This window comes from Hymenobacter antarcticus, from assembly GCF_039539545.1.
GTDB classification, from domain to species: domain Bacteria; phylum Bacteroidota; class Bacteroidia; order Cytophagales; family Hymenobacteraceae; genus Hymenobacter; species Hymenobacter antarcticus.
The window spans coordinates 232,382-253,076 of the sequence record NZ_BAABDI010000001.1; the positions used below are offsets into that span (position 1 = coordinate 232,382).

At 57.9% G+C, this 20,695-nt stretch carries 15 protein-coding genes; 11 read left to right on the plus strand and 4 right to left on the minus strand.

What is annotated here, in order from left to right; translation table 11 throughout:
- Nucleotides 1-197: 197 nt before the first annotated feature.
- The 4 genes from ABD819_RS00900 to ABD819_RS00915 all read left to right on the plus strand — a co-directional run bounded on the left by ABD819_RS00900 (nucleotide 198) and on the right by ABD819_RS00915 (nucleotide 8,171).
- Complete coding sequence (locus ABD819_RS00900) at nucleotides 198-2,645, plus strand: efflux RND transporter permease subunit (RefSeq protein ID WP_345119964.1); 2,448 nt, start codon at nucleotides 198-200, stop codon at nucleotides 2,643-2,645.
- Between the two features lie 125 nt (nucleotides 2,646-2,770).
- Nucleotides 2,771-6,205: an isoleucine--tRNA ligase gene (gene ileS, locus ABD819_RS00905; RefSeq protein ID WP_345119967.1), complete on the plus strand. Its 3,435-nt coding sequence runs from the start codon at nucleotides 2,771-2,773 to the stop codon at nucleotides 6,203-6,205.
- A gap of 300 nt (nucleotides 6,206-6,505) precedes the next feature.
- A complete protein-coding gene (locus ABD819_RS00910) occupies nucleotides 6,506-7,177 on the plus strand; it encodes a lipoprotein signal peptidase (RefSeq protein WP_345119969.1) in 672 nt (223 codons plus the stop codon).
- Nucleotides 7,178-7,502: 325 nt separating this feature from the next.
- Nucleotides 7,503-8,171, plus strand: a complete 669-nt coding sequence (locus tag ABD819_RS00915) for a lipoprotein signal peptidase (protein ID WP_345119971.1) — start codon at nucleotides 7,503-7,505, stop codon at nucleotides 8,169-8,171.
- Nucleotides 8,172-8,376: 205 nt separating this feature from the next.
- Here ABD819_RS00915 and ABD819_RS00920 read toward each other — a convergent pair whose 3' ends face one another.
- Entirely contained in the window at nucleotides 8,377-8,880 is a 504-nt protein-coding gene (locus ABD819_RS00920; RefSeq protein ID WP_345119973.1) for a hypothetical protein, read from the minus strand.
- A gap of 374 nt (nucleotides 8,881-9,254) precedes the next feature.
- Here ABD819_RS00920 and ABD819_RS00925 point away from each other — a divergent pair, with 374 nt between their 5' ends.
- The 5 genes from ABD819_RS00925 to ABD819_RS00945 all read left to right on the plus strand — a co-directional run bounded on the left by ABD819_RS00925 (nucleotide 9,255) and on the right by ABD819_RS00945 (nucleotide 16,226).
- The gene (locus ABD819_RS00925) at nucleotides 9,255-11,213 is read left to right on the plus strand and encodes an ABC transporter ATP-binding protein (protein WP_345119975.1); all 1,959 of its coding nucleotides are present in this window, start codon (nucleotides 9,255-9,257) and stop codon (nucleotides 11,211-11,213) included.
- 213 nt (nucleotides 11,214-11,426) lie between these two features.
- On the plus strand, nucleotides 11,427-13,919 hold the full coding sequence (rnr, locus tag ABD819_RS00930) for a ribonuclease R (RefSeq protein ID WP_345119977.1): 2,493 nt from the start codon (nucleotides 11,427-11,429) through the stop codon (nucleotides 13,917-13,919).
- Between the two features lie 226 nt (nucleotides 13,920-14,145).
- Entirely contained in the window at nucleotides 14,146-15,108 is a 963-nt protein-coding gene (locus ABD819_RS00935) for a polyprenyl synthetase family protein (RefSeq protein WP_345119978.1), read from the plus strand.
- Between the two features lie 87 nt (nucleotides 15,109-15,195).
- On the plus strand, nucleotides 15,196-15,858 hold the full coding sequence (locus ABD819_RS00940) for a rhomboid family intramembrane serine protease (protein WP_345119980.1): 663 nt from the start codon (nucleotides 15,196-15,198) through the stop codon (nucleotides 15,856-15,858).
- A gap of 98 nt (nucleotides 15,859-15,956) precedes the next feature.
- A complete protein-coding gene (locus ABD819_RS00945) occupies nucleotides 15,957-16,226 on the plus strand; it encodes a PLD nuclease N-terminal domain-containing protein (RefSeq protein WP_345119982.1) in 270 nt (89 codons plus the stop codon).
- A gap of 93 nt (nucleotides 16,227-16,319) precedes the next feature.
- On the opposite strand, the gene ABD819_RS00950 is transcribed toward ABD819_RS00945, so the two are convergent.
- Nucleotides 16,320-16,940, minus strand: coding sequence for a hypothetical protein (locus ABD819_RS00950; RefSeq protein WP_345119984.1), 621 nt, complete (start codon nucleotides 16,938-16,940; stop codon nucleotides 16,320-16,322).
- A gap of 155 nt (nucleotides 16,941-17,095) precedes the next feature.
- Here ABD819_RS00950 and ABD819_RS00955 point away from each other — a divergent pair, with 155 nt between their 5' ends.
- Both ABD819_RS00955 and ABD819_RS00960 read left to right on the plus strand, forming a co-directional pair.
- The gene (locus ABD819_RS00955; protein WP_345119986.1) at nucleotides 17,096-17,950 is read left to right on the plus strand and encodes a glycerophosphodiester phosphodiesterase family protein; all 855 of its coding nucleotides are present in this window, start codon (nucleotides 17,096-17,098) and stop codon (nucleotides 17,948-17,950) included.
- Between the two features lie 253 nt (nucleotides 17,951-18,203).
- Nucleotides 18,204-18,590 carry a helix-turn-helix domain-containing protein gene (locus ABD819_RS00960; RefSeq protein WP_345119988.1) on the plus strand — a complete coding sequence of 129 codons (387 nt, stop codon included), beginning with the start codon at nucleotides 18,204-18,206 and terminating at the stop codon, nucleotides 18,588-18,590.
- A 453-nt stretch (nucleotides 18,591-19,043) separates the two neighbouring features.
- On the opposite strand, the gene ABD819_RS00965 is transcribed toward ABD819_RS00960, so the two are convergent.
- Together ABD819_RS00965 and recF are read right to left on the minus strand one after the other, a co-directional pair.
- On the minus strand, nucleotides 19,044-19,355 hold the full coding sequence (locus tag ABD819_RS00965; RefSeq protein WP_345119990.1) for a DciA family protein: 312 nt from the start codon (nucleotides 19,353-19,355) through the stop codon (nucleotides 19,044-19,046).
- Between the two features lie 71 nt (nucleotides 19,356-19,426).
- Nucleotides 19,427-20,542 carry a DNA replication/repair protein RecF gene (recF, locus tag ABD819_RS00970; protein WP_345119992.1) on the minus strand — a complete coding sequence of 372 codons (1,116 nt, stop codon included), beginning with the start codon at nucleotides 20,540-20,542 and terminating at the stop codon, nucleotides 19,427-19,429.
- Nucleotides 20,543-20,695: the final 153 nt, after the last annotated feature.

The window sequence follows — 20,695 nt, forward strand, 5'->3', positions numbered from 1 at the left end:
TCCATCGTTAGACTCCCCTCTCCGCGGGAGAGGGGCCCGCCCCGCAGGGGGCTCGTGAGGTTTCACGGGAAAGGGCTTTATAGCATCTCAGGGCTGGTCGCATCGGGAGGACGGATTGCCGCGCTCCACTGCGTTCCGCTCGCAATGACAAACGCGGCGCGCCCCTTCGCGTAACTTTACCTCTTTACAAGGATTTTATGTGGGAAAAGCTTGCCTTATTCATCATCCGATTTCGCCTGTCGCTGATTGCGGTGCTGGCTGTCATCACCGTCTTCATGGCCTGGAAAGCCAAGGACGTGGAAATGACCTACGACTTTGCCCAGGTGGTAAGCGAAAAGGACCCGGACATGGTGTACTTCAAGCAGTTCAAGCAACGGTTTGGGGAAGATGGTAACGTGCTGGTTATCGGGCTGCAGGACAGCTCGGTGTACAAGCTGGGCAATTTCAACGAATTCCGCTTGCTCACCGATACGTTGGCCAAAATAGAAGGCGTGAACGGCGTGCTCAGCGTGAGCAAGCTGCTCAATATCAGCAAAGACACCGCGAATAACAGCTTCAAAACCGCTCCTATTTTCCGGAATCCGCCGCGCAGCCAGAAGGAACTGGACAGCCTGATGCGCGTCGTGAACAACGTCGAGTTCTACAAAGGCCAGCTCATCAGCCCCACCACCGGGGCCACGCTGCTGGCCCTGACGATGGACCCGAAGTACCTGAACTCCTCGAAGCGCCAGGCGGTGATGAATAACATTCTGGGCTTCGCCGGGCAGTTTGAGAAGAAAACGGGCATCAAGCTGCACTACGCCGGCCTGCCCTACGTGCGCTCCACGATGACGACCAAGGTGGCGGGCGAGATGAAGTTCTTCACCATTCTGGCCATGATTGTGACCGGGATTACGCTGCTGGTATTCTTCCGAACGTGGTCGGCGGTGGTGTTTCCGCTCATCGTGGTGGGCGTCACGGTTATCTGGTGCATCGGCTCGATTGTGCTGCTGGGCTTCAAAATCAACCTGCTCACGGGCCTGATTCCCAGTATTATCATCGTTATCGGCATCCCGAACTGCACCTACCTGCTCTCTCGCTACCACTACGACTACCGCAAATCGGGCAACCAGATGCTGGCCATGACGCGGGTAATCCGCAAAATCGGCCTCGTCACGCTCATGAATAACACGACCACGGCCGTGGGCTTCATCGTGTTTGCCTTCACCGACATTGCCATTCTCTACCAGTTTGGCCTGGTCGCCACGGTCAACATTTTCGCGGCCTTCATCATCAGTTTTATTCTGATTCCGGCCGTGTTTACCTACCTGCCGCCGCCCACGCCCAAGCAGCTGGAGCACCTCGATGCCGCGCCCCTCACCAAGCTGCTGGAGTTTTTCGACCACCTCGTGCTAGACCGCCGGCCCACCGTCTACATCACCGCGCTGGTGCTGGTGGCCGGGGCCGCCATCGGCATCTCGCGCATCGAATCAGTCTCCTACATGGTGGATGACCTGCCCAAGAAAAGCTCCGTGAACTCTGATTTGGCCTTCTTCGAAAGCCACTTCAACGGCGTGATGCCGCTGGAATTCGAAGTCGATACCCACAAAAAGCGCGGCCTGCTGAAGCTCAAGAACCTGGAGAAAATCGACCAGTTTGAGAAGTACCTGCGCACCCAGCCGGAGCTGTCGCCACCCGTGAGCCTGGTCACTTTCCTCAAGGCCAGCACCCAGGCCTTCTACAACGGCGACCCGAAGTTTTTCCGCCTGCCCGATAACTCGGAGAAGAACTTCATCCTCAGTGCGCTGGCTAATTCTAAAGGCAACGCCACCGGTGCCGGCATGAACAGCAAGCTCCTGCGCTCCTTCGCCGACAGCACCGGCCAGAAAGCCCGCATCAGCCTGAAAATCGCCGACATCGGCTCCCAGAACCTGGACACGCTGATGAACACGAAAATCATTCCGGAGATGAATCGCATCTTCAAAGGCACGGGCATGGATATCCGGCCCACGGGCACGACCATCATCTTCACGAAGGGCAACGAATACGTCATTCACACCCTGCGCGACAGCCTGTTTATGGCCTTCGGGCTGGTGGGTTTGGTGGTGCTCATCCTCTTCCGCTCGTTCAAGACGGTGCTGTTTGCCCTCATCCCCAATGCCGTGACGCTGATTCTCACGGCCGGCATCATGGGCTATTTCAACATCGCCCTCAAGCCCAGCACGGCCCTTATTTTCGTGATTGCGCTGGGAATTGATGGGGATAACTCCATCCATTTGCTGGCCAAATTCCGCCAGGAAATGGCTCTGAACGGCGGCCGGGTGCGCGAAGCCGTATCCGTAACGCTGAGCGAGGCCGGCACCAGCATGATATACACGAGCATCGTGTTGTTCGTGGGGTTCAGCATCTTCGCCTTCAGCGAATTCGGCGGCACGAAGGCCCTGGGATTGTTAATGTCGGCGTCGCTGTTGATAACGAACTTCTCGAACCTGATTCTGCTGCCCTCGCTGCTCGTGACGTTTGAGCACGGCAAGGGCGGCGACATGGATACCAACGCCCTCATCCGGCACTACGACGAGTCGTACCACGAAGCGGACGACGATGCCGATTTGAACCTCAAGCAAATGCACAAAGCCGCCGATTACTCGGGTGACTACACGATTTAACCCCACCCCCGGCCCCTCCCCGGTGGGGAGGGGTGCGTTCCACTACTCTTTATCACTCCAACAATTCTGCGTCTGGCACCCCTCCCCACCGGGGAGGGGCTGGGGGTGGGGTTGAATAATAACCAATGAAATACCCCGAATACAAGCAGCCGCTCAACTACGGCCAGCTGGGCGAGGACATCCTCGCCTGGTGGAAAGCGCATGGCATCTTTGAAAAGAGCGTGAGCAGCCGCGAAGGCCAGCCCACATTCGTGTTTTACGAAGGCCCGCCTTCCGCCAACGGCGCGCCCGGCATCCACCACGTGATGGCGCGCACGGTGAAGGACATCTTCTGCCGCTACCAGACGCTGCTGGGCAAGAAGGTGCCCCGCAAAGGCGGCTGGGACACCCACGGCCTGCCCATCGAGCTGCAGGTGGAGAAGGAGCTGGGCATTACGAAGGAGGACATCGGTAAGAAAATCAGCATCGCGGAGTACAACCAGCGCTGCAAGGAAACCGTCATGCGCTTCAAGGCGCAGTGGGACGACCTGACCGAGAAAATGGGCTACTGGGTCGACCTCGACGACCCCTACGTGACCTTCGAGCCCGAGTACATCGAGAGCTGCTGGGCGCTGCTCAAGAAGCTCTACGACAAGGGCCTGCTTTACAAGGGCTACACCATCCAGCCCTACTCGCCGGCCGCCGGTACCGGCCTTTCATCGCACGAGCTGAACCAGCCCGGCACCTACAAGGACGTGAAGGACACGACGGTGGTGGCGCAGTTTAAAGTGAAGCGTAATGAGGTTTCGGAGAAGCTTTTTGCTGCTTCTGGTTCTGATGCCGATGTTTTCATCTTAGCTTGGACGACTACCCCTTGGACCTTGCCTGCCAACACTGGTTTGGCGGTCGGTAAGAATATTCCTTATGTTCTCGTTAGCACAACTAACCAGTACACACATCAGCCAATTAAAGTGGTATTGGCTAAAGCATTGGTTGGGCGTTATTTCCCTGAAAAAAGCGAAGGAGGTAAGATTGTTCAAGCCAAGGATTTAGCTGCATATGAGTCGGGTAAGCTGATTTCGTGGAAGATTGAAGGCGAATTCACCGGTGCCGACCTCATTGACATCAAGTACGAACGCCTGTTCGATTTCACGCCTTTCGAAGGGGAGGAGCGGGCTTTCCGCGTCATCAATGGCGACTTCGTGACCACGGAGGACGGCACCGGCATCGTGCACATCTCGCCCACGTTTGGCGCCGATGACTTCCGTGCCGCGCAGCTGGCGGATATCCCGGCGCTGATGGTGCCGGATGCCGAAGGCACGCTCGGCCCCATCGTGGACCGGACGGGCCGCTACGTGCCCCAAATGGGCGAGTTCGCGGGCCGCTGGGTGAAAAACTACGACGGCCACGACGAGTCGGGGGCCGACTACAAAACGCTGGACGAGAGCATCGTTATCAAGATGAAGGGCGACGGCACGGCCTTCAAAGTGGAGAAGTACGAGCACACCTACCCGCACTGCTGGCGCACCGACAAACCCGTGCTCTACTACCCGCTCGATTCCTGGTTCATCAAGACCACGGCGGTGAAGGACCGGCTCATCGAGCTCAACAAAACCATCAACTGGAAGCCCGAAAGCACCGGCACCGGCCGCTTCGGCAACTGGCTGGAGAACCTGGTAGACTGGAACTTAAGCCGCTCGCGCTACTGGGGCACGCCGCTACCCATCTGGCGCACGCAGGACCGCACCGAGGAAATCTGCATCGGCAGCATCGCTGAGCTGAAAGCGGAGATTGACAAGGCCGTAACGGCCGAAATCATGACCCACAACCCCTACGCCAACGGCGAGAAAATCGACCTGCACCGGCCCTACGTCGATGACATTTTCCTTGTCTCGCCCACCGGCCAAGCCATGTACCGCGAGGCCGATTTGATTGACGTCTGGTTCGATTCCGGGGCCGTGCCCTACGCCCAGTGGCACTATCCGATTGAAAACAGCGAGAAATTCCAGAAGAATTTCCCCGCCGATTTCATCGCCGAAGGCGTGGACCAGACGCGTGGCTGGTTCTTCACGCTGCACGCCCTGGCCGTAATGCTGGAAGATTCCGTGGCCTTCAAAAACGTGATTGCCAACGGCCTCGTGCTGGCCAAAGACGGCCAGAAGATGAGCAAGCGCCTCGGCAACGCCGTCGACCCGTTTGCCACCATCAAGCAGTTCGGCCCCGATGCCACCCGCTGGTACCTCATCGCCAATGCGCCACCGTGGGACAACCTCAAGTTCGACCCGGCCGGCGTGACCGAAGTGCAGCGCCGCTTCTTCGGCACGCTCTTCAATACGTACTCATTCTATGCGCTTTACGCGAATCTGGATGCGTTCGAAATGGACGCCCAAACCCGCGTGCCGCACGCCGACCTAAGCGAGTTGGACCGCTGGATTCTGAGCAAATTGCAGTCGCTGATTACCGAAGTGCGCGGCCACCTCGACAATTACGACCCCACGAAGGCCGCCCGCGCCATCCAGGATTTCGTGACCGACCAGCTTTCGAACTGGTACGTGCGCCTCTCGCGCCGCCGCTTCTGGAAAGGCGAGCTGACCACCGACAAACGCGCCGCCTTCGAGACCCTGAATGAGTGCCTGCAGACCGTGGCGCAGCTCATGTCGCCCATCGCACCCTTCTTCGCCGAGTGGCTGTACCGCAACCTGACCTTCGGGGAGTTAAGAGTTAATAGTGAAGGGTTAAAAGTTGAAAATTCCGCAACTCTTAACTCCCCTGAATCTGTGCATCTAACGCTGCTCGTGGAAGCCGATGCAACCCGCATCGACCCCAGGCTGGAAGAGCGCATGGAGCTGGCCCAGCGCATCAGCTCGCTGGCGCATTCGCTGCGCAAAAAGTCGGTGCTGAAGGTGCGCCAGCCCCTGCAGCGCATTCTGGTGCCGGTGCTGAATGATACGACCAAGGAGCAAGTCGGCCTCGTGGAGGATTTGATTTGCGCCGAAATCAACGTGAAGCACGTCGAATTCCTGGATGATTCTAGCGAAAGCGGCGTGCTGGTAAAGTCGGTGAAGCCCAATTTCAAACGCCTCGGTCAGCAGTACGGCCCGCGCCTGAAGGCCGTGGGTGCCCGCATTCAGGCCATGACGGCGGCCGAAATCTCCACGCTGGAGAAGGAGGGAAGCCTCGCCGTGGAAGTCGATGGCCAGCCCATTACCCTGGCCCCGGACGATGTGGAAATCCGCACCGACGACCTGCCCGGCTGGCTCGTGGCCACCGATGGCCCCCTCACCGTGGCCCTCGACGTGACCCTGACCGACGAGCTGCGCCAGGAAGGTCTCGCCCGCGAGTTGGTGAACCGCCTCCAGAACCTGCGCAAAGACTCGGGCCTGGAAGTGCAGGACAAAATCCGCGTCACGCTGGCCGACCAGCAGCCCGAGCTCACGGCCGCCGTGGCCGCGTTCGGCGACTACATCCGCACCGAAACGCAGGCCCTCGCCCTCACCTTCGCCGCCGATGTGAACGGCGGCTCCGTACTCGAATTTGATGAATACTCCGTGCCTGTGTATTTGGAGGTTGCAACTAGCTGATAATGAATGACTCGCCGAGACCGAAAAACCCCGGCGAGTCTTCAATCGCACAAACACGGAATAAGCTCGTCTTTATTCGTCAAAAACATCAGATAGTCAGTTATAAAAGGTACAAAATCCGATAAAAAGAATGCCTTCTGATTGCACGTCATGCTGAGCGCAGTCGAGGCATCTCTACCGCGCCATTTGAATCGCTCAACGAAGCGGTAGAGATGCTTCGACAAGCTCAGCATGACGTGCATTGGAATCCTAACCGTACCGTTTTCTGACTTCAATTTCCTCGATTTTCGGCTCGCCTGAATGCACCCAACTATCACCAATCGCCAGCAATCTGCGGCCAAATTCTTCCTGCTGGCGCTGTTCATCATCGTCATCGACCAGCTTTCGAAGTGGGCTGTGCACGCTTACATGCAGCCCGGCATGGCGGGAGAAATCCGCCTGATGGGCGACTGGGCTAAACTACACTACACGCTGAACCCCGGAATGGCTTTCGGTGCCGAACTGCCGGCCCCTTATGGGAAGCTGGTGCTCAGCGCTTTCCGCTTGGTGGCGGTGTTCGGCATCAGCTACTACATCATCCGGCTGGTGCGCCAGCGGGCCGCGTCAGGATTCATCGCCTGCATGGCGCTGATTTTGGGTGGCGCTTTGGGCAACCTGATTGACTCGGTTTTCTACGGCATCATCTATGACAACGCGCCGTTTGGCTCGCCCACGCGCTGGTTCTACGGCCAGGTGATTGACATGCTCTACGTGGACATCTACGAAGGTTTCCTGCCCCAAAGCTGGCCGCTGCTAGGAGGGAAGTACGTGTCGCTCTGGCCCATCTTCAACATCGCCGACTCTTCCATCTTCATCGGCGTGGCTGTTATTCTGCTCAATCAGAGCCGTTTTTTCAAGCAGGAAGAGCCGGTGGCCGCCCCCGCTACCCACAGCGAGCCGCTGGTAGCGCCCGACTCGGAGAATCTGGCGTAGCGGGCTGTTGAGTGAATGAAAAGAACGTCATGCTGAGCTTGTCGAAGCATCTCTACCGCTTCGCCTGACGTCAACCTCACGGGACCCCTTTGGGGCATGCCCCCTCTCCAAAAAAGAGGGGGCACCGGTTCGGAGCAGAAGCGTGAAATGAAGGAGCCCGGCGCATTGCGCCGGGCTCTTTTTATGGGCCAGAACTCGTCGGAAGCAAGGCCGGTGCCCTCTCTTTTTTGGAGAGGGGGCATGCCCCAAAGGGGTCCCGTGAGGTTGATGCGGAGGGCGACTCCATCCAAACGCACCGTTCTTTGCACCTCCAACCCGCTCTGCAATGCACCCAACGCTCACCTCCCGCCCGCACTCTGCGGCCAAATTCTTCTTGCTGGCCCTGCTCATCATCGCGCTCGACCAGCTCTCGAAGTGGGCCGTGCATACTTACATGCAGCTCGGCTCGGCCGGTGAAATCCCGATTTTCGGCCAGTGGGCCAAGCTCACCTACACGCTGAACCCCGGCATGGCCTTCGGGGCCGAATTGCCCGCCCCCTACGGCAAGCTGGTGCTTACTGCCTTCCGCACGGTGGCCGTTTCGGGCCTGATTTACTACATTATCCGCCTCTGCCGTCAGCGCGTGGCTACCGGCTACATCGCCTGCATGGCCCTGATTTTGGGCGGCGCGGTAGGCAACCTGATTGACTCGATTTTCTACGGAATACTTTACAATAACGCCCCGCTGGGCTCACCCACGCGCTGGTTCTACGGCCAGGTCATTGACATGATTTTCGTGCCGCTGTACGTGGGGTATTTCCCCAAATCCTGGCCCCTCATCGGCGGCTCGTACAGCCACGGCTTTCCCATCTTCAACATCGCCGATTCGTCCATCTTCATCGGCGTAGCCTTGATTCTGCTCAACCAGAGCCGCTTTTTCAACGAGTCGCAGCCCGTGGCCGCTCCCAATGAGAGCCAGCCGCTAGTCGCTGCTGACGCTGAGAAGCTGGTGTGATAGGGGAGAGGTAGCATGTCATGCTGAGCGCAGTCGAAGCATCATATTGAAGATAAGTGAGCAGTTCTTTTAAATGGCATTTTACATTCTATAAGTCACCGTTCACAAGATGTAAAAAGGCTTATTAGCTTATTTGAACCACCGTTTTCTTGAACGAATCGTTGCGTTGGTCAACTAACCAGAAGGAAGCCTAGGCTACGTTGGCTCAATCGAGAGACGACGCCATGAACCGTTTGTGACGGGTGTACCGTCCAGCAGTGGCTGCTAGCAAGTGCGGGAACATCTTTTCCAAGGGACTTTTGACCAACAATGAGGTCAGGTAATAAGTCTGTCCGTGACACTGTATTTTCAGGTAGTGGTAGGGCTGAAAGGCATAATTCTCCCAATCTATTTGCAGGTACACGCCCCCAGCAGCATGTAACTCGACTGCCTCTATTTCCACGTACGGCAGCACGACTGTTGCTCCCACATGCGTCAGTTCCAGCCGGTCGTCAAAGGCGGCGACGCTCGTGTGGCGATTGCGCAGGTAATACTCCCCATGCACGTAAAGCCCAGGAGCGAAGTACGGAGCCATTGCTAACAAGATAAAGCCCACCGGCAACGCATAAGACCCCGTCACAGCCAAGAGAAATCCCAGCGCCACGAGCGAATAGAACAGGTGCTGCAGGGCGTACAGGTGCGTGAGTGGCGTGATAGTAAAGGGGCGCATCCAGTAGAAGCAGACAGGGAGAAATGTACCGGACAAAGGTGTGCTAAATGCGCCGGCAGGCAAAACCCTCCTTTCGTCAAACGTTTAAAGGTAAGCCTAGTCCCCGCTAAAGTACCATAATCTTAGTATAGGGGTAGTAAGGGCAAAAGCTGCCCTTATTCCAAGACCCCGCTTATAACAAAGATTATGTAAAGGGACTTTTGCCAGAAGCAGATAAAGAGCAAGACACGTTTTAACTGCCTCAAAATTATATTCCATTTGGTTACTTAACACCTCAAATTCTCCGAATATCTAGAACGTCATGCAGAGCGTAGCGAAGCATGACGTTCTTGCACCTCCAAAACTACCTATAAACTCCGCCCATAATCCCCTCCGTGCCCAACCCCCTCCTCACCGTTTCAAACCTCACCATTGACTTCTCCAGCCACCGCGGTGACGTGCGGGCCGTGGATAACGTGTCGTTTGAACTGAACCGGGGCGAAACGCTGGCCATTGTGGGCGAGTCCGGCTCGGGCAAATCCGTGACCTCGCTGGCGCTGCTGGGGCTGATTCCAATGCCGCCTGGCCGCATTGCCAGCGGCCAGGCCATCTTCCAGTCCGAAAAACTGGGCCAGACCGACCTGCTGAAACTCTCCGAAACCGAGCTGCGCCAGGTGCGCGGCAACGACATCGGCATGATTTTCCAGGAGCCGATGACCTCGCTGAACCCCGTGTATACCTGCGGCGGCCAGGTGACGGAAGCCCTGCGCCTCCACACCGACCTTACCGAAGCCGGGGCCAAGGCCCGCACCATCGAGCTATTCACCGAAGCGCAGCTGCCGCGCCCCGAAAGCATTTTCAGCAGCTACCCGCACGAAATCTCGGGCGGCCAGAAGCAGCGCGTGATGATTGCCATGGCCATGGCCTGCCGCCCGGCCCTGCTCATCGCCGACGAGCCCACCACCGCCCTCGACGTGACGGTGCAGGCCCGCATGCTGCGCCTCATCGATGACCTGCGCCGCCAGCACAACACCGCCGTTCTCTTCATCACCCACGACCTCGGCGTGGTAGCCGAAATCGCCGACCGCATTCTGGTGATGTACCGGGGCAAGGTCGTAGAACAGGGCAGAGTGCTGGATATTTTTTCAAATCCGCAACATCCGTACACAAAAGGCCTTTTGGCGTGCCGTCCGCGCCTCTCGGTGGGCAAAAAACGCCTGCCCGTGGTGGCCGATTTTATGGGTGAGGATGCCAGCGGGCAGCTTTTCGCCCAGCCCGCGCCCGTGGTTGCGCTGGAAGATGAGGCGCTTACGGATTCCTCACCCGAAATCGAAGCCCAGCAGTTACGGGATAATTCCGGTACCGCCAAAATGTTCCCCGTGGAACATGGGGTTTTGGGGGATGTTCCACGCCGCACCCCACCCCCTAGCCCCCTCCCCAATGGGGAGGGGGAACTAGCCTCTAGTGTTGGTCTAAATCTAGAAACTAGTCCCCCTTCCCCATCGGGGAAGGGGCTAGGGGATGGAGTACCCCTCCTCGAAGTCCAAAACCTCCAGGTCTACTTCCCCCTCCGCAAAGGCTTCTTCCGCCGCGCCACCGACTACGTTCGCGCCGTGGACGATGTCAGCTTCACGCTTTACCCCGGCGAAACCATCGGCCTCGTGGGCGAATCCGGCTGCGGCAAGACTACGCTCGGCCGGGCCCTGCTCCGCCTCACGGAACCAACGGCCGGCAGCATCCTGTTTGAAGGAGCTGATTTGGCGAAGCTGTCGAGCGGGGAGTTGCGCCGCCGTCGGCGCGATTTGCAGCTGGTGTTTCAGGACCCTTACGCTGCCCTCAACCCGATGCTGACCGTGGGCGAGGCCATCTGGGAGCCGATGCGGGTGCACAATGTGGGCGGCACCCGCCAGCAGCAAAAGGCGAAAGTGCTGGAGCTGCTGCGCACCGTGGGCCTGCGCGAGGAGCATTTCCAGCGCTACCCGCACGAGTTCAGCGGGGGGCAGCGGCAGCGCATCTGCATTGCCCGGGCCCTGGCCTTGCAGCCCAAATTGATTGTCTGCGACGAGTCGGTCTCGGCCCTCGACGTTTCGGTGCAGGCGCAGGTGCTGAACCTGCTCAACGACCTCAAGCGCGAATTCGGTATCACCTATCTGTTCATCACGCACGACCTGTCGGTGGCCCGGTTTATGAGCGACCGGCTGCTGGTCATGCACCAGGGCCGCATTGTGGAGAGCGGCCCGGCGGCGGCCATCTACGCGGCCCCGCAGCACGAATACACCCAGGGCCTGCTGGCTGCTATTCCGAAGGATAGTCTGGCCGACATCGAAGCCGCAGTTGTAGCGCGGACTTTGTAGTCCGCGACTGTGGCTGATATTTGAACGTTATCCAAACGGTGCGGGGACGCGGACTACAAAGTCCGCGCTACTGCCCACCAATCGCGGACTACACAGTCCGCGCTATAACCTACCGGCTCCGGCCGCGTTTTACTTACTGCGCCGCTCACGCGGCTCCATTTTTCCGCTCTCGCCGCCTGCGACCAATCAACTTTTCGGCGGCCACTTTTTTACATGAATACCCCCGAAAACACTGGGGCTCCCCGCGCCAAGCGCGAAAAGCCCGAACCTGCGCCCATCAGCCAAGACCTGGTGCTGCGCGCCTTCACCGACAACCCCACCAAAGTTCTCGCCTACCGCCAGCTCTCGCGCCGTCTTGGTGTCACGACCAAGGGGCAGCGCGAGGAAATCTTCGCTCATCTCAAGGTGCTGCGCAAGAACGGCCTCATTACGCTGCTCCAAAACGACGAATACCGCTTAGCTGACACGGATGCCGTGGCGACGGCGTTGATGCCGTCCAGCGTCCGCAAATCGACTAAAAAAGCCGACTTGCCGGTTGCCCCGCCCCGCAACCGCTCGGTGCAGGCCGAGTTCGGCCAGGACCCCATCGTGCACCGCCGCCGCTCGGCCGGCTTCGACTACGTGGATGGCGACGACCGCCCCGAGCGCGCGCCGTCGAACACCGTCATCGGCACCGTCGATTTGGCCACGCCCAACTTCGCCTTCGTGGTGCCCGAGGGCACGGGCGATTCCGACGACATCCGCGTGTTCACCGACCAGCTCAAGTTTGCCCTGCAGGGCGACGTGGTGCGGGTGCGGATGCGCAGCTCCCGCGATGGCCGCCCGGTGGGCGACGTGGTGGAAGTGCTCAAGCGCGTGCGCCCCGAAATCGTGGGCCGCATCCAGATTCAGGGCACGCTCGGCTTCGTGAAGCCCGACAACCGTAAGGTGTATTTCGATGTGTTCGTGCCACCGCATTTGCTGCACGAGTCGCGCAACGGCGACAAGGTGCTGGTGCGCATCAACGAGTTTCCGGAGGACAGCGGCCGCCAGCCGGTGGGGGAGGTTATCCGCAACTTCGGGGCCGCCGGCGGCAACGAGGCCGAGATAAACGCCATCATGGCCGAGTTCGGTTTGCCGTTTGAATTCCCCGAGGAAGTGGAGACAGAATCGGAAGGCATCAGCGAGGTTATCCAGCCCGATGAAATTGCCCGCCGCCGCGACTTCCGCGCCATCACCACCTTCACTATCGACCCGGCCGACGCCAAGGATTTTGACGATGCCCTGAGCATCCGGAAGCTGGACAATGGGAACTGGGAAATCGGCGTCCACATCGCCGACGTCACCCACTACGTGCGCCCCGGCACCGAGCTGGAGCGTGAGGGCAAGCACCGCGCCACCTCCGTTTACCTGGTCGACCGCGTGATTCCGATGCTGCCCGAACGCCTCAGCAACGGCCTCTGCTCGCTGCGGCCCAACGAGGACAAGCTGACTTTTTCGGCCGTGTTCGAGCTCGATGAAGCCGGCAAGCTGTACGAGTCGTGGTTCGGCAAAACCATCATTCACTCCGACCGCCGCTTCAGCTACGAGGAGGCCCAGGAGCGCATCGAAAGCAAGGAGGGGGAGTACGCCGAAGAGATAAACGTGATGAACGACATGGCGCACAAAATCTGCGCCCAGCGGTTCAAGCAGGGGGCCATCACCTTCGAAACCCAGGAGGTGAAGTTCCGTCTCGATGAAGCCGGCAAGCCGCTCGGCGTGTACGTGAAGGAGCGCAAGGATGCCCACAAGATGATTGAGGAGTTCATGCTGCTGGCCAACCGCAAGGTGGCCGAGTTCGTGTTCAACCTCAAAAAGACCAAGCCGCGCTTCACTATGGTGTACCGCACCCACGACGCGCCCGAGCCCGAACGTCTCCAGACCTTCGCCCTGTTCGCCCAGAAATTCGGCTACAAGCTCAAGCTCGAAAACCCGAAAAAAATCAGCACCGAGCTCAACAACCTCAGCTCCGAGGTGATGGGCAAGCCCGAGCAGAACGTGCTCCAGGGCCTGGCCATTCGCACCATGTCGAAGGCCATTTACACCACCGAGCCGCTCGGCCACTTCGGCCTGGCCTTCGACCACTATTCGCACTTCACCTCGCCCATCCGCCGCTACCCGGATATGATGGCCCATCGTCTGCTGGAGCACTACCTCCTCGGCGGTAAGAATGTGCCCGCCGAGCCCGTCGAAGACGAGTGCAAGCACTCCTCGGCCCGCGAAAAGCTGGCCGCCAACGCCGAGCGCGCCAGCATCAAGTTCAAGCAGGTTGAGTTCATGGCTAATGAAATCGGCAACACCTTCAAGGGCGTGGTGTCGGGCCTCACCGAGCGCGGCATGTACATCGAAATCGAGGAGAACAAGTGCGAGGGCATGGTTCGCATCAGCGACATTCCCGGCGACTTCTACGAGCTCGACAAGGACAACTATCGCATCGTCGGCAAGAATAACAAGCGCATCATCCAGTTCGGCGACGAGATGATGGTGGTCGTAAAATCCGCCAACCTGCTCGACCGCACCATCGATTTCGAGCTGGTAGACGACCGCCCCGACTTCGTGAAAAAGCGCGAAGCCGAGGAGCGTAAGCAGCGCAGCAGCGAGCCCCGCGGCTACCGCGACCACAGCGGCGGGAGCGGTAAGGGGGGAAGTAAAGGCGGCAAAAGCAGCCAGGGCAACCGCCGCCGCTAACCATCTTGCTTCAACAGAAACGCCCCGTCGCCCCTTCCGGCAACGGGGCGTTTCTGTTGAATCGAAAACAATGCTCAGCCATCTTCCTTGTGCCAGCAACCCTCGGTGAAACTCCTTTTCCTCCCCTAACTCCGTGCGAAAGGACGTTCACCAAAAGCCTCCGCTTTTTAGAACGAACTTTGCGAAACCTCTTTTAACCTTGCGAAACCTCGCGCGAAACGCCCCCTTGGATTTCCCCGCTAACATCACCGCCGCCCTCGCGCAGCTCAGCTACGGCGAGCAGCCCGACACCCTCTACGCCCCCATCCGCTACATCATGGGCCTGGGCGGCAAGCGCATCCGCCCGCTGCTCACGCTGCTCGGGGCCCACCTCTTCACCGATGAGCTCAGCGGCATTATCAAGCCCGCCCTGGCCACCGAAGTCTTCCACAACTTCACCCTCCTCCACGATGACCTGATGGACCAGGCTCCCCTGCGCCGGGGCCAGGCCACGGTGCATGAAAAGTGGAATCCCAATGTAGCCATCCTCTCCGGCGACGTGATGCTGGTGCGCGCCTACGAGCTGTTTCTGGAAGTCAACCCCACGCTACTCCCGCGCATCCTCGCCCGCTTCAGCCAGACGGCCGCCGAGGTCTGCGAAGGCCAGCAGTGGGACATGAATTTCGAGACTGAGCCCCAGGTCAGCATCGCCCAATACCTGGACATGATTCGCCTGAAAACGGCCGTCCTCCTCGGCTTCTGCCTGGAGCTGGGGGCCCGGCTCGCCGGCGCTTCCGAAGAAGATGCCGAGCACCTCCGTCAGTTCGGCACCGACATTGGCCTGGCCTTCCAGCTGCGCGACGACCTGCTCGACGTGTACGGCGACGCCGCCACCTTCGGCAAGCGCGTGGGTGGCGACATCATCTCCGATAAAAAGACCTTCCTCCTGCTCTCCGCCCAGGCCCAGGCCAGCGCCGGCCAGCAAGCCATCCTGGCCCAACACATCGGCCAGCCCGTGCGCGATGCCGAGGCCAAGGTACAGGCCGTGCGCGCCATCTACGACGAGCTCGAAATTCGCCCCCAGACGGAAGCGCTAATCAACTCCTACTTCCAGGATGCCCTCCAGCACCTGGAGCGCGTAGCGGCCCCTGCTTCCCGCAAAGAACCCCTCCACCGCCTCGCGCTCCAGCTCATGGACCGCGAAAGCTAGGCGCTTCGTTCTCTTGTAGCACATGCTTCAGCTTGTGCCCGTCCTCACGATGCACAAGCTAAAGCATGTGCTACACTCCCATATCCCGTGTTCAACCCCATTCTGATTCTCGTCGGCCTCACGGTCCTCGTTTCCGCCTACGCCTGGTCCAACCAAGCCCTCATGGAGTCCTGGATACTGCGGCCCTACCGCATGGCCCGCGACAATAGCCAGTGGTACCGCTTCCTCACCTCCGGTTTCCTGCACGCCGACTGGGGCCACCTCCTCTTCAACATGATTGCCTTCTACTCCTTTGGCGGCCTCGTGCTGAGCGTGCTGGCCAACGGCACCGGCGCGCCGGGCCTCGACGGCTTCGGGGCCTTGGGAGGCATCTGGCGCTTCCTGCTGCTCTACCTGGGCGGCATCGTGGTATCCGATATTCCCACCTATTTCCGGCACCGCGACGACCGCGAATATGGCAGCCTGGGGGCCTCTGGCGGCGTGGCCTCGGTGCTGTTTGCCGGGGTTATATTCTCCCCGCTCAATAAGATTTACCTGCTGTTTATCCCGGTCGGGATTCCGGGGTTCATCTTCGGTTTCCTCTACCTGGCCTATTCCTACTACCAGGGCCGCCGCCGGGGCGATAACATCAACCACGATGCCCACTTCTACGGTGCTTTGTATGGCGTAATCCTGGTTCTGGTGCTGATGCCGGCTTCCGGGCTGGAGTTTGTTCGTCAGATACAGTATTTTATGAAATCAATAATTTGATTATCAATAGGTTAAATCAATAAAATTCATCTTTTTATATCTATTTGAACAGCGTTGCGTAAGGGTTTTCAAGTTCATCTTTCATTTTCTTCCCCCTCATGAACACCCTTCGTTACTTTACTTCCCGCCTGCCCCTGACGGCACTCTTGCTCCCCTTAGCGCTGATTTTTTCAGGCTGTAGCGCATACAAAAACAACGGTAGCCTTTCCATCTTCGGCGTCCTGTATGTAATCCTGGCCATTGCGGCTATCATCAGTTTGCTCAAGCAGGACTGGTCCCTCACCAAAAAGCTGATTTGGGGAGTAGTTATTTGGTTCTTCCCCTTTGGCGGCTCCATCATCTACTTCCTTTTCTCTGGTCGGAGATAGTTGTTCGCCTCCTTCTAAAAGCAAAGAGCCCCGGCCATATAGCCGGGGCTCTTTGCTTTTAGAAGGAGGCGAGTCTTCAGTAACTGCGGTAGCCTAATTGAGCAGCCGTTGTTTTTCCAGCCGCGCCACATCGCGCAGCAGGTCGCCGCTGTTCATAATTTGCGTGAGCTGCCAATGGTCGCCCTGTCGGCGCATTTTCACTTCTATCACCATCGTCGTGTCGTACTTGGGCTGCGATACCTCCAGGCCCATGAAGGCATTGTCGCCCTCCTCGCGGGTATACTTCACGCCTTTAAAGGCGCTTTCCGGGCTCATGATTTTGCTGGCCAATCCGGTCAGCGAAATATTCACGAGGCGCTTTGGGGCTGCGGCGGCCGCTGCTTCCAGCGAGCCGGTTTCGACATAGCGCTGCACTTCCTGGTGGGCAGCTTTGGCCAGGGCGGGCTTTATCAGGCGCATGGCTCCGCCCATCATCAGGCTGCCGCCGGGTACCAACGATGTGAGGAGGGCACCCTGCTGCGTCACGTCATCTACCAGGTGCGTAGTCACGCTGTTCACGTCTACGTACTTCTCAAACGTGGCCATGTCGTGCGTTTGCACGGCGGCCGCTGCGGCCATTAGTGCGCCGCCAGGGCTGCGTTTCTGGTTTTGATAGTAGTAGTAGCCACCAGCGCCAACAGCCACCAGGAGTAAGAGGAAGAATAGTTTTTTCATGAAAGCACACGCAAAAATGATGAGCTACAAAAATACCCCTATCCGCGGTATCGGCAGGGTCGGGGGCTCAAGCCCGGTCATTTTAAGTCCGAGTCTTGGCCATAGCCAACGGACCCCAACAATTTCACTAAGCCCATTTAATCTGGCTCAGAATCATGTCTAAAGCCATTTCCCCCGCTTTCCGCCCCGAGGTGCATGGGCACCGTGGCTGCCGCGGTCTACTGCCCGAAAACACGCTGCCAGCCTTCCTGCATGCCCTTGAGCAGGGTGTTGATGTCTTGGAGCTGGACGTTGTCATATCTGCTGACAACCAGGTTGTGGTTTCGCACGAGCCCTGGCTTAATCCCACCATCTGCCTGGGCCCTGCCGGGGAGCGGATTCCTGCTGAAAAGCCGCCCCGTTTCAACTTATACCACATGCCTTACCACTCCATTCGCGAATGCGACTGCGGCGTGCTTCAGCATCCTGATTTCCCGGAACAGGTTTCCCAGCCAGCCTTCAAGCCGCTCCTGAGCGAAGTTCTGGCCACCGTTGAAGCTGCCACGCGGCAGCTGGGCCGCATGCCGGTGAAATACTCAATTGAGATAAAAAGCAGCCCTGCCGACGACGGCCTGTTCCACCCCGTGCCCGCTGAATTTCTCCGTCTGGTTCTGACGGAAATATCGTCTGTCGGCGTGCTGGCCCGTGCCCAGCTCCTGTGTTTTGATGCGCGCATTCTGCGCCTGGCCCACGCGCAAATCCCGGATTTGGCTACTTGTTTTCTGATTGAGGACGAGCTGCCCTGGAGTCAGCATCTCGACCAGCTTGGTTTCGTTCCCACCACGCTCGGCCCCGCCTTTCAAAGTGTAACGCTGGCTGCCGTGCAACAGCTGCGCGCTGCGTATCCCACCCTCAAGCTCGTTCCCTGGACTGTTAACCTTCCGCAGGATATGCGCCGGCTTATCGCGCTCCGTGTCGACGGCATCACAACCGATTATCCTAATCGATTGATAGCTGTCCTGGGTGAATAACGCAGGGGTTTTGTACTTGGGTAGTTTGATATAAGCAGGGGAGGCGGCTAACTACGTGATAATGTGTAACGCGTTCAGTGTTACAATCACTATCTGTAACATGTGTAATTTGTAAAATAGGCAACCAGCGTTACGTTCAGCGGTGTTGCGTTGAGTGTAATTATTGAAAAGGTACAGCTGTATTATTCGTACAAATTTGTTTTGACAGAACGTATGTGACATATTTGCATCAGCGTTACGCAATACACTCTCTATGCCACATCAAGGCGAAATCCTGCAGGAAGCCATCAAACACAGCGGTATTTCCATTACGCGTATCGTGGAGGAAATGGGTATTACACGTCCAACCATTTACCGTAAATTTAAAGAAGAGACAATTGATTACGGTTTTGTAACTCGCGTCGGTGAGATTATAAATCACGACTTTTCAAATGACTTTACAGTTGTCCAACAATCTTCCTTATTATTTGTAACACCCCAGTCAAAAGCAATTGTTACAAACAATGTTACACCCCGCGTTACAGCGGTACAAAACATCGATTCTGACCCAGCTAAGCAGCTTTTGACTCTTCAGGCTAAGTACATTGCCCTGCTTGAGGCCTACAATGAGCTCCTGTTGAAAGTGTATGGTCCCAAGTGACAAAAATGTTCCACGTGAAACATTTTTGTTCGACAAGGCCGATGCAGGTTCAGCACTACGAATGGCGGGAGCTGTATCAATAAGGGCAAACTACTGGCTAGCCGGAATAAACCGGAAGACCGTGCCTTGGTCGAGATAATCCCGCCCACACAGGGCTTCAGTGCTGTGCAGCGTTCGGGTCGGTTTTGCAGTCGATGCTGCGCGTGCCACAGACGATGTTTTGCAACCCAATAACTCTGCTAGCGTGGCTTGCGAAGAGCTGTTCTTCCGTTGGGTGTGCTTACAGTAACTCGAGTCGGAGTGGGGTGGGTGAAGGGCCTTCGCAAGCTCAGGATGACGACCGATTAAAAACCGGGTTGCTGGACAGCACCAGGAAGGCATCACAAAAAAGCCTCTGAAAAAGAGGCTGAGGAAAACCTGCCAGACCACTGATAACAGGGTGAGGTGTTCGGGCTAAAGGAAGATGACTTCCTTTACCACCGTCTCGCCAACCTCGGCATTGATGAGTTCCGCTACCCGGGTTTTAGCCATTAGCAGCTCGTGCTTGAGCGGGGCCGAGCTGAGCCGGACAAAGAGGCGGCCTTTGTTCACATACACCTCCTGGGTTTTCAGGGCTACGGCCTTGCCCATCACCCGCTCCCAGCTCGACACCACCGTCACCTCATTGAGCTTGCCTTGCAACCGGTAAATCCGGACCAATGATTCCAGTCCCTCTTTGAGCGCGATGATTTCGCCGGAGCGGGAGGGAGCAGATGGTTTTTTCACGGCAGCGGGTGCGCCCGGATTGTGGAAAGCCGGGCCTATATCGGGGCTGCAAAGGTAGCGCCCGCAGCACCCTAAACGGCTGCTACTACTCCATTCTGTACCCGGAAACGCAGGATGGGAATGGTGACCCGCGCCAGGGCCTGGTCGGTCCTTTCCAGGTTGGTATCGGTTAGAAAAACCTGGCCGAAGGTTTCATCGGCTACCAGCTCCAACAAGCGGGCAATGCGCTTGTCGTCGAGGCGGTCGAAAATATCATCGAGTAGGAGCAAGGGCTTTTGCTGTTGCCTGGCGGCCAGCATTTCGAACTGGGCCAGCTTAAGCGCAATGGCAAATGACTTCTGCTGCCCTTGGGAAGCGTGGCTTTTCACAGGTATATCCTCCATCAAAAAAACAAAATCATCGCGGTGTGAGCCGGTGGTGCTGCGCTGCAGCGCAAAGTCGCGGCGCTCATTGGCCCGTAATAGCTGGGCAAAATCTGCACCGAGCAGCTCACTCTTATAGGTAAGCGTGACGGCCTCGCGGCCATCGGCAAGCTGCTGGTAGTGCCGCTGGAAGATGGGGACGTATTCGCTAAGAAATGCCTCCCGCAGCACGGTGAGCTGCTGGCCCAGCGGAGCCAGCTGTTCATCAAGCGCCAGCAGGTATTCGCGGTCGAACCCATGACTGGACCGGTCGCCTCCTTGCTTGAGCACGGCGTTGCGCTGGCGCAATAAGGCATTGTAAGAAATAAGCAGCTCCAGAAACTGATGGTCGAGCTGGGCCATCAGGCTGTCAAAATACTTCCGCCGCTCCTCGCTGCCCTGCCGGATGAGGTCGGTGTCGTAAGGCGAAATCAGGACGGCGGGATAGCGGCCAATGTGGTCGGCCATGCGCTCATAAGGTTGCTTATCGTGAGTGAGGGTCTTTTTCTGGCCCTGGCGCAGGCTGACCTGAATAGTTTCGTGCTCAGGTTCTGAATTGGTAGAAAAAACACCCTTAACTACAAAGAAGTCAGCGCCTTGTTTAATCGAAAGACTGTCTGAAGCGCTAATGGCGCTCTTGGTCAGGGATAAGTAGTGAATGGCATCGAGCAGATTGGTTTTGCCGCTGCCATTGTCGCCAATAAAGCAATTGAGGCCGGGCGATAAACGCAGGGCAGCTTCGTCGTAATTCTTAAAAAAAAGAAGCTGAAGAGAGTCAAGGGACATAAGGTTCGGTATTGCCAGCAGTTTTACGTAATTTCGCCCTCCCAACGCGAAATATTCCTTAACGTGCTATGGCGGATACGAAAGTAAAAGCTGCTCCTAAAAAATCGACGGCATCCAATGGTGCAGCCGCCAAAGGCCAAGGCCAAACCGTAA